At 72.2% G+C, this 11,580-nt stretch carries 11 protein-coding genes and 1 tRNA gene; 3 read left to right on the top strand and 9 right to left on the bottom strand.

Going from position 1 to position 11,580, the window contains the following annotated elements; genetic code table 11:
• A tRNA-Gln gene (locus P0L94_02275) sits at positions 1–72 on the bottom strand.
• Between the two features lie 105 nt (positions 73–177).
• On the opposite strand from P0L94_02275, the gene P0L94_02270 reads away from it, so the two are divergent.
• Positions 178–711: a MarR family winged helix-turn-helix transcriptional regulator gene (locus P0L94_02270; GenBank protein WES64908.1), complete on the top strand. Its 534-nt coding sequence runs from the start codon at positions 178–180 to the stop codon at positions 709–711.
• A 33-nt stretch (positions 712–744) separates the two neighbouring features.
• Here P0L94_02270 and P0L94_02265 read toward each other — a convergent pair whose 3' ends face one another.
• Positions 745–2,544 (bottom strand): ABC-F family ATP-binding cassette domain-containing protein, encoded by a 1,800-nt coding sequence (locus tag P0L94_02265; GenBank protein ID WES64907.1) that lies wholly within the window; start codon positions 2,542–2,544, stop codon positions 745–747.
• A gap of 130 nt (positions 2,545–2,674) precedes the next feature.
• Between P0L94_02265 and P0L94_02260 the strand changes: the two genes are divergently transcribed.
• Together P0L94_02260 and P0L94_02255 are read left to right on the top strand one after the other, a co-directional pair.
• Positions 2,675–4,360, top strand: a complete 1,686-nt coding sequence (locus P0L94_02260) for an FAD-dependent oxidoreductase (GenBank protein WES64906.1) — start codon at positions 2,675–2,677, stop codon at positions 4,358–4,360.
• A complete protein-coding gene (locus P0L94_02255) occupies positions 4,357–4,650 on the top strand; it encodes a metal-sensitive transcriptional regulator (protein ID WES64905.1) in 294 nt (97 codons plus the stop codon). Before P0L94_02260 ends, P0L94_02255 begins: the two co-directional genes overlap by 4 nt.
• Positions 4,651–4,874: 224 nt before the next feature.
• Here P0L94_02255 and P0L94_02250 read toward each other — a convergent pair whose 3' ends face one another.
• The 7 genes from P0L94_02250 to mgrA all read right to left on the bottom strand — a co-directional run bounded on the left by P0L94_02250 (position 4,875) and on the right by mgrA (position 11,564).
• On the bottom strand, positions 4,875–5,795 hold the full coding sequence (locus P0L94_02250; GenBank protein WES64904.1) for an ABC transporter substrate-binding protein: 921 nt from the start codon (positions 5,793–5,795) through the stop codon (positions 4,875–4,877).
• Complete coding sequence (locus tag P0L94_02245; protein ID WES64903.1) at positions 5,792–6,538, bottom strand: ABC transporter permease subunit; 747 nt, start codon at positions 6,536–6,538, stop codon at positions 5,792–5,794. Before P0L94_02245 ends, P0L94_02250 begins: the two co-directional genes overlap by 4 nt.
• Positions 6,535–7,230 carry an ABC transporter permease gene (locus tag P0L94_02240; protein ID WES64902.1) on the bottom strand — a complete coding sequence of 232 codons (696 nt, stop codon included), beginning with the start codon at positions 7,228–7,230 and terminating at the stop codon, positions 6,535–6,537. The genes P0L94_02245 and P0L94_02240 overlap by 4 nt, the downstream gene beginning before the upstream one ends.
• The gene (locus P0L94_02235; GenBank protein WES64901.1) at positions 7,227–8,054 is read right to left on the bottom strand and encodes an ATP-binding cassette domain-containing protein; all 828 of its coding nucleotides are present in this window, start codon (positions 8,052–8,054) and stop codon (positions 7,227–7,229) included. Before P0L94_02235 ends, P0L94_02240 begins: the two co-directional genes overlap by 4 nt.
• Positions 8,055–8,206: 152 nt before the next feature.
• The gene (locus tag P0L94_02230; protein ID WES64900.1) at positions 8,207–9,541 is read right to left on the bottom strand and encodes a GNAT family N-acetyltransferase; all 1,335 of its coding nucleotides are present in this window, start codon (positions 9,539–9,541) and stop codon (positions 8,207–8,209) included.
• 29 nt (positions 9,542–9,570) lie between these two features.
• Positions 9,571–10,500, bottom strand: coding sequence for a 4-(cytidine 5'-diphospho)-2-C-methyl-D-erythritol kinase (locus tag P0L94_02225; GenBank protein ID WES64899.1), 930 nt, complete (start codon positions 10,498–10,500; stop codon positions 9,571–9,573).
• Positions 10,497–11,564 (bottom strand): L-glyceraldehyde 3-phosphate reductase, encoded by a 1,068-nt coding sequence (gene mgrA, locus P0L94_02220; protein WES64898.1) that lies wholly within the window; start codon positions 11,562–11,564, stop codon positions 10,497–10,499. The genes P0L94_02225 and mgrA overlap by 4 nt, the downstream gene beginning before the upstream one ends.
• Between the last annotated feature and the right edge of the window lie 16 nt (positions 11,565–11,580).

The raw sequence follows: 11,580 nt of genomic DNA, 5'->3' as shown, positions 1-11,580 counted from the left end.
CTCCGCCGCCAGGATTCGAACCTGGACCTCACAGCTCCAAAGGCTGTCGTGCTGCCGTTACACCACGGCGGACCGCGGCGCCGGACGGGGCGCCGCGGATCAAGTCTGCCAGGCCCGGACGCCCGTCATGGGCCGGTGCTCCCAGCATCCGCCCACCCGCGCCCGATAATGGACGGTGTGGAGCAGCAGTCGGACGAAGTCGACCGGATCGTGCAGGCGTGGGTCGCGCAGCGACCCGATCTGGACTTCTCGCCCCTCGAAGTGCTGTCGAGGGTCGACCGGCTCTCGCGCCATCTCGACCGCGCTCGCCGCGACGCGTTCCGCCGCAGCGAGCTCGAGCCGTGGGAGTGGGACGTGCTGTCGGCCCTGCGCCGCGCCGGCGAGCCGTTCCAGCTCAGTCCGAAGCAGCTGCTGACGCAGACGCTCGTCTCGTCCGGCACGATGACCAATCGGATCGACCGGCTCGTCGGGCGCCGGCTGGTGCGTCGCGAAGCGGACCCCGCGGACGGCCGCAGCGTCCTGGTCACCCTGACCGACGACGGACGCACGCGGGTGGATGCCGCCATCACCCGGCTCGTCGACGCCGAGGCCGTGCTGCTGGAGGGGCTGTCGCGGGCCGACCGCGAGCGGATCGCCGGCCTGCTGCGCAAGCTCAGCCTGGGTTTCGACGCCATGCCCCAGACGCCCGCGACGGTGCCGCCGGCGTCGTGAGCGGGGCGCGGCGACCCGCATCCGACGCGGGTGTCAGCCCATGCGCTCGGTGAGCTCGAACCACGACTCCTCCACCTCGTCGCGCTCTGCTTCGAGCCCGGTGATGCGGGTCATCTCGGCGCCGAGGCCGACGTAGTCGGACTGGTCGTGGTCGGCCAGCGCCGTGCGGGCCCGGTCGATCTGCGCCTGCAGCTTCTCGAGCCGGCGCTCCAGCGCGGCGAGCTCCTTCTGCGCGGCCCGCAGCTCGGCGCCGCTGAGACCCGGGGCCGGCTCGGCGGAGCTCGAAGCGGATGCCGGGGTCCGAGGCTCCTCGTCCTCCTCGCGTGCGCGCAGGCGCAGGTACTCGTCGACACCGCCGGGGAGGTGCCGCAGCCGGCCGCCGAGGATCGCGTACTGCTGGTCGGTGACCCTCTCGATGAAGTACCGGTCGTGCGAGACCACCAGGAGCGTCCCCGGCCACGAGTCCAGCAGGTCCTCGATCGCGGCGAGCATGTCGGTGTCGAGGTCGTTGGTGGGCTCGTCGAGGATCAGCACGTTCGGCTGCTCGAGGAGGATCAGCAGCAGCTGCAGACGGCGCTTCTGCCCGCCGGAGAGGTCCTTGACCGGCGTGGACAGCTGGGCGCTCGAGAAGCCCATGCGCTCGAGGAGCTGGCCGGGGGTCAGCTCCTGCGCCTTCGAACCGGCCCCGAAGGTGTAGGTCGTCCGGAGCCCCCCGATGACGACGCGCACGGGATCGTCCAGGTGCTCCTCGAGCTCGTCGAGGCGCTGCGTCAGCGAGGCGACCTTGACCGTCTTGCCGCGCTTGACGCGACCCCCGGTGGGCTGGACCGTCCCCGCGACCAGGCCCAGGAGCGTCGACTTGCCCGCGCCGTTGACGCCCAGCAGTCCGGTGCGCTCCCCCGGGGCGATGCGCCATTCGACCTCGCGCAGGATGTCGCGGTCGCCGTAGGAGACCGAGGCGTCGAGAAGATCCACGACGTCCTTGCCCAGCCGCGTCACCGCCAGCGACTGCAGCGCCACGCGGTCGCGGATCTCGGGGACGTCCGAGATGAGCGCGTTCGCGGCGTCGATGCGGAACTTCGGCTTGGACGTGCGCGCGGGCGCGCCGCGGCGCAGCCAGGCGAGCTCCTTGCGGGCGAGGTTCTGACGCCGCGCCTCGATCGCCGCCGCCTGACGATCGCGTTCGACGCGCTGCAGGATGTACGCCGCGTACCCGCCCTCGAACGGCTCCACGATGCGGTCGTGGACCTCCCACGTGGTGTTGCACACCTCGTCGAGGAACCAGCGGTCGTGCGTGACGACGAGGAGCCCGCCGGCGTTCGCCGCCCACCGGCGCTTGAGGTGCGACGCGAGCCACGCGATCGCCTCGACGTCGAGGTGGTTGGTCGGCTCGTCGAGGAACAGCACGTCGTGGTCGCCGCTGAGCAGCCCTGCCAGCGCCACGCGCCGGCGCTGCCCGCCCGACAGATCCCGCACCGGAGCATCCCACGCGATGCCGCCGAGGAGCCCGGCGATGACGTCTCGCGTGCGCGGATCGCCCGCCCACTCGTGCTCCGGCCGGTCGCCCACGACGATCTCGGCGACCGTGTGGGCGTCGTCGAGGACGTCGGCCTGATCCAGCACGCCGACGCGCACCCCGCCGCGGACCGTCACGCGGCCCGCGTCCGGGGCGAGACGCCCGGCCAGCATCGCCAGCAGGCTCGACTTGCCGTCGCCGTTGCGTCCGACGACGCCGATGCGGTCGCCCTCGTCGATTCCGAGCGAGACGCCGTCGAAGACGACGCGGGTCGGGAACTCCAGGTGCAGGGCCTCGGCCCCGAGAAGATGTGCCATCGGTTCCAGGCTAGGCGAGGCGATCGGCCGGTCGTGCGCCGGGACCAGGGACGACTTGACGTCGGTATACCCCCAGGGGTATTCTTGATCCCGATCAGATCATACCCTGCAGGGTATCAGGAAGGACACGATGCGCATCATCATCGTTGGCGGCGTCGCCGCCGGAATGAGTGCAGCCGCCCGCGCGCGCCGACACGACGAGAACGCCGAGATCATCGTCCTCGAGCGCGGTCCGGAGGTCTCCTTCGCCAACTGCGGACTCCCCTACCACGTCAGCGGAGAGATCGCCGACGCCGACTCCCTGCTCGTCCAGACCCCGGAGTCGCTGCGCGCCGCGCTGAACCTCGACGTGCGCATCCACCACGAGGTCACCGCCATCGACACCGCGGCGCGCACTGTGAGCGTCTCCTCCCCCGCAGGCGACGCCGAGCTCTCCTATGACGCCCTCGTGCTCGCACCCGGCGCCTCCGCCCTCGTCCCGCCGCTGCCGGGCATCGACTCGCCGCGCGTGCGGACGCTGCGCACGGTCGGCGACGCCGTCGCCCTGCGCGAGCGCGTCACCGCCGGCGCACGCCGGGCCGTCGTCCTCGGCGCGGGCTTCATCGGGCTCGAGGCCGCCGAGGCGCTGCGCCACGCGGGGCTCGACGTCGCGGTCGTCGAACTCGCCCCCCACGTCCTCCCGCCGCTCGAGCAGGAGCTCGCGACCCTCGTGACCGAGGAGCTGCAGGCCCTCGGCATCCGGGTGATCGACGGGATCGGCGCCGCATCCGTCGACCACGCCGACGACGCCGACACCGTGGTGCTGACCGACGGCACCCGCCTTCCCGCCGACATCATCGTCATGTCCGTGGGCGTCCGCCCCGACACCGCCTTCATCGCCGCCGCCGGCATCGAGACCGCGCGCGGCGCCATCGTCGTCGACGACCGCGGCCGCACCTCCGCCGACGCCGTGTGGGCCGCGGGCGACGCGACCGCGTCGGTCGACGCGATCACCGGCGCCGTCCGCCCCGTCGCACTGGCGGGCCCCGCCAACCGCGCCGGGCGCCTCATCGCCGACGACATCTTCGGCATGGACGCCGCCCGCCGCATCACGCAGCCGCTCGGGACCGCGATCGTGCGCGTCGGCGACCTGACCGCGGCGATGACCGGCGCCAACCGCATGGCGCTCGACGCCGCCGGCATCGAATACCGCACGCTGCACCTGCACCCGAACCAGCACGCGGGGTACTTCCCCGGCGCATCGGCCATCCACCTCGTCGTGCACATCGCGGCCGAGGACGGACGCCTCCTGGGTGCGCAGGGCGTCGGCACCGATGGCGTCGACAAGCGCATCGACGTGATCGCCACGGCGATGCGCGCCGGATTCGCCGCGACCGACCTCATCGACCTCGACCTGGCGTACTCGCCGCCCTACGGCAACGCCAAGGACGCGGTGAACCTCGTCGGCATGGTCGCCGAGAACGTCATGAACGGCCGCCTGTCGCTGTGGTACGCCGCCGAGGCCGAGACGATCGGCGAGACCGCGCTGATCCTCGACGTGCGCACGCCCGCCGAGTTCGCCACCGGCCACCTGCCCGGGGCCCTCAACATCGCGCACACCGAGCTGCGCGAGCGGATCGACGAGGTGCGCGAGGCCGCCGCGGGCCGCCCCGTGCGGGTGCTGTGCGCCGCCGGCGTCCGCGCGAACATCGCGCACCGCATCCTCGTCGGGAACGGCTTCGACTCCGCCTCCCTGTCGGGCGGCATCCAGACCCTGCGGCACTGGTTCGGTGCCGACATCGAACGCGTGCTGACCAGCGAAGGAGCCTACGCATGATGATGAACACCGGCACTCCCGAAGAGCAGGCCGCGGCGACGAAGAAGATCGTCAACCGCCTCCGTCGCGCGCAGGGCCAGCTGGCCGGCGTGATCACCGCCGTCGAGAACGGCGGATCGTGCCGCGACGTCGTCACCCAGCTCGCCGCGGTCACCAGCGCCCTGGACCGCGCGGGCTTCGCGATCATCTCGACCGCCATGCGCGACTGCGTCGTCGACCCCGAGGGGACGAAGTCGGCGGAGGGCCTGACCCAGGAGGATCTCGAGAAGCTCTTCCTCTCGCTCGCCTGAGCAACCCCACCACCACCCACCACATCTCGAAGGAGAACACCATGTGCCAGCGAATCACCTGCAACGTCTGCGGCAAGCCCACGTGGGCGGGCTGCGGCCAGCACGTCGAGCTCGCCCTCGCGGGCGTCGCCGAGAAGGACCGCTGCCAGGGCCACTGACCCGCGGCCTGCGCGACACGAAGCCCCCGTATCCGACGCCGGACACGGGGGCTTCGTCGATCAGGTTCAGATCAGCCCGTTCTCCTGCAGCCACTGCGTCGCGATGTCGGCCGAGGACATCTGGTCCTGCGTGCTCTGCACGTTCATCGCCACGAGCCCCTCGGGGGTCAGCGCCGCACTGATCGGGTCGATCACGTCGGCGATCTCGGCGGCGATCTCGGCGCCCGCCAGCGGGACGACGTTCGACGCGAGGAAGAGACCCTCGGGGTCGGCGAGGACCACGAGGTCCTCGGTCTGGATGCGGGGATCCGCGGTGTAGATGTTCGCGACCTGCACGGTGCCGGCAACGAGGTCCTCGAACGTCGTGTCGCCGGTCGCCGAGAACTCCACGTCGACGCCGTAGACCTCCGACAGGCCGGTGGGACCGTACGGGCGCTCGGCCAGCTCGGGGGCGCCCCCGAGCGTCAGGGTGCCGTCCACGTTCGCCAGGTCGCCGATCTCGACGAGGTCCCACTCCTGGGCGAAGGCGGACGTGACGGTGTACGAGTCCTGGTCGGTCGCCGACGCCTGGTCGAGGACGGTCAGGCCCTCGGGCAGCGCATCGGGCAGCGCGGCGTAGACGTCGTCGGCGGTGCGCGCAGGCGTCTCGGGGTCGAAGTACTGCAGCAGGTTGCCGGTGTACTCGGGCATCAGATCGACCTCGCCGGACTCGAGCGCCGGGATGTAGGCGTCGCGCTGGCCGATCTGGAACTGACGTTCCACCTCGAACCCGGCGCCCTCGAGGGCCTGGGCGTAGATCTCGGCGATGATCTCGTTCGAGTAGTACGCCTGCGAGCCGACGACGATCGTCTCCGCCGACGACGTCTCGCCGTCGTCGGCGGAGCCGGAGTCCAGCGGATCGCTCGAGGAGCAGCCCGCGAGGGTCAAGGACGCCGCGGCCGCGAGCGCGGCGGCGGCCAGGAAGCGGGGTCGGTGCGCTGTCATCATGCTGCGATTCTCTCTTCTGTGGTGGTGGTGCGGTCGGTATTGCGGGACGACGGGGTTCGGCGGCCGCTCGGGGCGGAGGCGCGCAGCGCGCGCGGGACCGCCGCGTGCTGCGCCCACGCCAGGAGGGCATCCAGCACGAGCGCCAGCACCGCGACGAGGATCGCGCCTCCGAGCACCTGGTCGAAGCGTCCGAGCGGGATGCCCTGGATGATCGGGAAGCCGAGACCGCCGAGATTGACGTAGGCGGCGATCGTGACGGTCGCCACGACCTGCAGCACAGACGAGCGCAGGCCGCCGATCAGGAGCGGCAGCCCCAGCGGGACCTCGACCTTGAACAGGATCTGCCACTCGGTCATGCCCATCGCGCGGGCGGCGTCGATCACGCGGCGGTCGATGGCCTCGAAACCGGTGTAGGCGCCGGCCAGCAGGGACGGGATCGCCAGGATCACGAACGTGACCACCGCGGCCTCGGGGCGGTGCAGGACGCCGAAGACGAGCACCAGGAGCACCAGGAGGCCGAACGACGGGATCGCGCGCGCGGCACCTGCCACGGCCACGGCGACTTCGCGGCCCCGACCGGTGTGCCCGATCAGCCATCCGGCGGGAACGGCGATCACGGCGGCGATCAGGACCGACACCGCGGTGTACCACAGCTGCTGCGCCAGCAGCACCGGGAGCGCGTACTGCCCCTCGAGGCGGTCCGGCGAGAAGATCCACGCGATGGCGTCCAGGAAGAGGTTCATGCGGCCGCCTCAACTGCCGCCTGGCGGCGGCCGGACCGCGACGGGACGCCGGAGACGACCGACCGCCGCGTCCAGGGCATGATGACGCGTCCGGCAAGGACCAGGAGGCCGTCGATGACGAGGGCGAGGACCATGACCGCGACGACGCCCGCGAGCACCTCGGGGATGATGCGGCGCTGGAGTCCGTTCGTGAACAGGTAGCCGAGGTTCGTCACGCCCACCAGGATGCCGACGGTCGCCAGCGAGATCGTGCTGACCGCCGTCACGCGCAGGCCGGCCAGGATCACCGGACCCGCCAGCGGCAGCTCGACCTGGAAGAAGCGGCGCGCCCCGGAGAAGCCCACCGCGGTGGCCGAGCGACGCACGTCCTCGTCGACGGAGTCGAGGCCGTCGGTGACCGAGCGGACCATGATCGCCACCGCGTAGATCGTCAGCGCGACGATCAGGTTCGTCTCGCTCAGGGCGCTGTAGGCGAAGACCGTCGGCAGCAGGATGAGCAGCGCCAGCGACGGGATCGTGTACAGCAGGCCCGTGATCGTGATCACCCAGCCTCGGAGCAGGCGATAGCGCCACGCGACCCAGCCCAGCGGCAGCGACGCGATCAGGCCCAGGGCGATCGCGATGGCGCTCTGACGCAGGTGGACCACGGTCAGCTCTCCGATGAGCCCGAGGTTGTCCAGCACCCAGCTCACGTCGGCGGATCCCCGTCGACAAGGGCGCCCTGCGCGCGCCCTTCGGCATCGACCACGACCGTGCCGGTCGGGGTGCGCCGCAGGGTCAGAGCGCGCTTGCCGCGCTCGGCGCCGATGAACGTCGAGACGAAGTCGTTCGCGGGGTCGGCGATGATGTCGTCGGGCGCCCCGATCTGCGCGATGTGCGCCTGGCGCTCGAGGATGACGACCTGGTCGCCGAGCAGGAAAGCCTCATCGATGTCGTGCGTGACGAACACGATCGTCTTGCCGATCTCGCGTTGCAGGCGCAGCAGCTCCTGCTGCAGCTCCGACCGGACGATCGGGTCCACCGCGCCGAATGGCTCGTCCATCAGGAGGATGTTCGGGTCGGCGGCGAGACCGCGAGCGACGCCGACGCGCTGCTGCTGGCCGCCCGAGAGCTGCCCCGGGTAGCGGTTCGCCATCGCGCGGTCCAGCCCCACTGTGTCCATCAGCTCGAGGGCGCGGGTCCGGGCCGCGCGCCGCGTCTGGCCGCTGAGCACCGGCACGGCGGCGATGTTGTCGACGACGGAGAAGTGCGGCAGCAGCCCGGAGTTCTGCATCACGTAGCCGATCGAGCGGCGCAGCCGCACCGGGTCGCGCCCCGCGACGTCCTCGCCGTCGATCTCGACCCGGCCGGACGAGGGGTCCACCATGCGGTTGACCATGCGCAGCAGCGTGGTCTTGCCCGATCCGGACGACCCCACCAGCACGGTCGTGCGATGCGGCGGCATCACCACGCTGAACCCGTCGACGGCGACGGTGCCGTCCGGGAACGTCTTGGACACCTCGACGAACTCGATCACGCGCTCTCCTCGTCGGCTCCCACTCGCCTGTCTCGGGTCATCCACGCTATCGGACACCGGGGACGCAGGGCCGATCCGCACCCGGGCGTTGCCGGACCGTCACATCTGCCGTAGTGTTCCGCAGCGCACACGGCGGTGACGCCCACGCAGCGTCAGTACCAGAAGCTCAGGCGCGGCTCGCGATGCCATCCGAAGACCCGTGATGCGGCCGTGACGTCCGAGCAGCGGAGGCGGCCGGCCGCGGCGAGGACGGCGACCGACACACCGCCGAGATGGATCGCGGCGAGCTCCGAGATCCCCAGGGCCAGGGTCACGGCTCCCTCAGGCGCGGCGCCCCGGCGCACGCTCCCGCGACCGCCCGGATCGGCCTCGAGCACGTAGTCGCCGCCGGCGATCCCGAGGGGATCGTCCACGGCGAGCGCGACGGTGCCGGCTGCGCCGTAGGCGCGCGCCTCGAGCGCGCGCGGCACGTCCAGCACGCGCACGTAGTGGTGGTCCGAGACGGTGACGGTGGCGGCGCGCTGATCGGAGATCATCCACAGCAGAGGCTCGTCGACGGCCAGCTCCGTCGCCGTGACCTCGCCGATCAGATCCAGCTCGACCACGTAGCGCCACAGCGCCGCGTAGGCATCGTCCGTCGCGGCGACGAGGTATCGCACGGCCGCCGACGAAGCCGCGTAGTCGTCCGCGTTCTCGCGCACGGTGTACATCGCCACGCCCTGGACGTCGCCGGCGGCGTCCTGGTAGCGGATCGCGCGCACGCGCCCGGGGTCCTTGGCGTCGGGGCGCGTGCCGGCGAGCGTGTCCCACAGCGCGGCGGGCACCCGCACCTCGCCCGCCGTGCGCAGCCGCACGCGCTCGTGGACGGCTTCGGCGAGCTCGCGCGCGTCCGACCGCGGGATGAAGTCGACACGCCCGTCCGGCGTCGGGCCGGTCCACGTCGCCCGCTTGGTGTCGAGGCGCCACGACGCGCTCGCCGCCGCGGGCGCGAAGCCGAACCGCCCGTAGATCGTCGACTCGCTCACGGTGAGCGATGCCACGGGGACGCCGCGTCCGGCGGCCTCGCGCAGCTCGCCCTCGAGCATCGCGCGCGCGATGCCGCGGCGACGGTGGGTCGGCGCGACCGTGACCGCCGAGATCGCGCACGAGGGCACCGTGCGATCCCCCGGGACGGTCAGGGGCGTGATCCAGGATCCGATCGTGCCGACGGGGACCTCGGGCATGGCGCCCGTGACGTCGTAGACCCCCGAAACGCGGCGGTGGCCGGCGCGCTCGCGCGCCGCGTCGATCTGCGCCTCCGTGCGCTCGTCGTCCAGGAATCCGCGCGAGGCCGCCTGCAGCCACGCCGCGTAGGCGGCGCGGTCATCGGGATCCACTCGTCTGAGCTCGAGGTCGCGTGCGGCGAGCGCGGCCTGCGTCGGCGGGTCGGGCGGCGCGTCCAGCCATGCGCGCGCCAGCGGGTCGTCGGCGGCTTTCGAGGTCGTCATGCGGGACTCTCCTGTCTCCGGGTGCCCGGTCAGCGGGCGAGGACGCGCGCGCCCGCGACGGGACCGTGCACGTGCAGGGCGACGTGGCCGGCGGCCGAGAGCGTCACCTGAAGATCGAGCGCCGCAGCCGCGTCCGCCGCCAGCAGGGCGACGGTGGGCCCCGAACCCGACACGAGGCCGACGAGCGCACCCGCCTTCGCACCGGCGTCGAGGATGTCGCCCAGGTCGGGCCTGAGGCTCAGGGCCGCCGGCTGGAGGTCGTTGCGCGTGCGCGCGGCGAGGGCTGCCGGGTCGCCTGCCCGCAGCGCCTGCAGGACCTCCGGGTCGACGGCGGGGACCGCACGCGCCGGGACGATGTCGGGACGGGCGCGCAGGCTGTCGAGATGGCCGTACACCTCGGGGGTCGACAGCCCGACGTCGCTGGTGACCAGCACCCACTCGAACCGCCCCTGGGCCAGCGCGGGGCTCAGCTGGTCGCCGCGGCCGGTGCCGATGGCGGTGCCGCCCATGAGCGCGAACGGGACGTCGGCGCCGAGCCGGGCCGCGAGCCGCAGCAGCTCGGCGGAGCCCAGCTGCCCGCCCCACAGGGCGTCGCACGCGACGAGCGCGGCGGCGGCGTCCGCCGATCCGCCGCCCATGCCGCCGGCGACGGGCACATGCTTGACGATGTCGAGGTGCACGCCCCCGTCGTATCCGATGCGCTGGGCGACCAGGCGCGCGGCCCGCAGCGCCAGGTTGCGGTCGTCGGCCGGCACGAGCGAGACGTCGACGGTGCCTGACACCGCGAGCGTGAAGTCGTCGGCGGGCTCGGCCCACACGTCCTCGTAGAGCGACACGGCCTGATAGGCCGAGGCGACGTCGTGGTAGCCGTCCTCCTGAACGTCCCCGACCTCGAAGAAGACGTTGAGCTTCCCCGGCGCCCGCACGTGGACGCGCTCGGAGGCGACGGGCAGGGTCACAGCGTCGCCGAATCCGCCCACAGATCGACGTCGATGCCGTCGGACAGGCCGTCGATCTGCTCGATCTCCTCGGTGGTGAAGGCGGGGCCGTCGAGGGCGGCCAGGTTCTCGTCCAGCTGCTCCGGGCGCGACGCGCCGATGAGCGCGGAGGCCACCACGGGCTCGCGCAGCACCCACTGGATGGCCATCTGCGCGAGCGACTGGCCGCGCTCGGTCGCGATGACGTTCAGCGCCCGCAGCGTCGCCCTGCCCTTGTCGCTGAGCTCGGCGTCCGGCAGCGACCGGCGCTTCTGGGCGCGCTCGGCGGGCCCGTCACCGAGGTACTTGCCGGTCAGCAGTCCCTGCGCGAGCGGCGTGAACGCGATCGCGCCCATCCCCTCCTTGTCGAGCACGCCGGTCAGCCCGTCCTCGATCCAGCGGTTGAGGATCGAGTAGGCCGGCTGGTGGATCACCAGGGGGGTCCCGAGGGATCGGGCCACGGCGGCGGCGATCGCGGTGCGCTCGGCGCTGTACGACGAGATCCCGACGTACAGGGCCTTGCCCTGGCGCACGAGCGTGTCCAGCGCCCCGACCGTCTCCTCGATGGGGGTCACCGGGTCGACCCGGTGGGAGTAGAAGATGTCGACGTAGTCCAGCCCCATGCGACCCAGCGACTGGTCGGCGCTGGCGAGGATGTACTTGCGCGACCCGAGGTCGCCGTAGGGACCCGGCCACATGTCCCACCCGGCCTTCGACGAGATGATGAGCTCGTCCCGGTAGGGCGCGAAGTCCTCGCGCATCATGCGGCCGAAGTTCGTCTCGGCTGAGCCGTAGGGCGGGCCGTAGTTGTTGGCGAGGTCGAAGTGGTTGATGCCGCTGTCGAAGGCGTGGCGCAGCAGCGCCCGCTGGTTGTCGAACGGGATGTTGTCGCCGAAGTTCCACCACAGGCCCAGCGAGATCGGCGGCAGGTACAGCCCCGAGGTGCCCACCTGGCGATAGCCGGTCGTCGCGTATCGCTCGGGTGCCGCCGTGTAGGGACGGTGGATGTCGGCCAGGTCGGAGCGGAAGCGCGGAGCATCGGTCATGCACCGAGGCTATCGT

Source organism: Microbacter sp. GSS18, from assembly GCA_029319145.1.
Lineage (GTDB): Bacteria > Actinomycetota > Actinomycetes > Actinomycetales > Microbacteriaceae > Microbacterium.
This window is presented reverse-complemented; position numbering and strand designations above follow the sequence as displayed.

What these genes read in the sequence shown, in the direction of transcription:
- P0L94_02265 (WES64907.1), bottom strand. Translation starts at nt 2,544, where the DNA reads ATGGCACATCTTCTCGGGGCCGAGGCCCTGCACCTGGAGTTCCCGACC.
- P0L94_02260 (WES64906.1), top strand. Translation starts at nt 2,675, where the DNA reads ATGCGCATCATCATCGTTGGCGGCGTCGCCGCCGGAATGAGTGCAGCC.
- P0L94_02255 (WES64905.1), top strand. Translation starts at nt 4,357, where the DNA reads ATGATGATGAACACCGGCACTCCCGAAGAGCAGGCCGCGGCGACGAAG.
- P0L94_02250 (WES64904.1), bottom strand. Translation starts at nt 5,795, where the DNA reads ATGATGACAGCGCACCGACCCCGCTTCCTGGCCGCCGCCGCGCTCGCG.
- P0L94_02245 (WES64903.1), bottom strand. Translation starts at nt 6,538, where the DNA reads ATGAACCTCTTCCTGGACGCCATCGCGTGGATCTTCTCGCCGGACCGC.
- P0L94_02230 (WES64900.1), bottom strand. Translation starts at nt 9,541, where the DNA reads ATGACGACCTCGAAAGCCGCCGACGACCCGCTGGCGCGCGCATGGCTG.
- mgrA (WES64898.1), bottom strand. Translation starts at nt 11,564, where the DNA reads ATGACCGATGCTCCGCGCTTCCGCTCCGACCTGGCCGACATCCACCGT.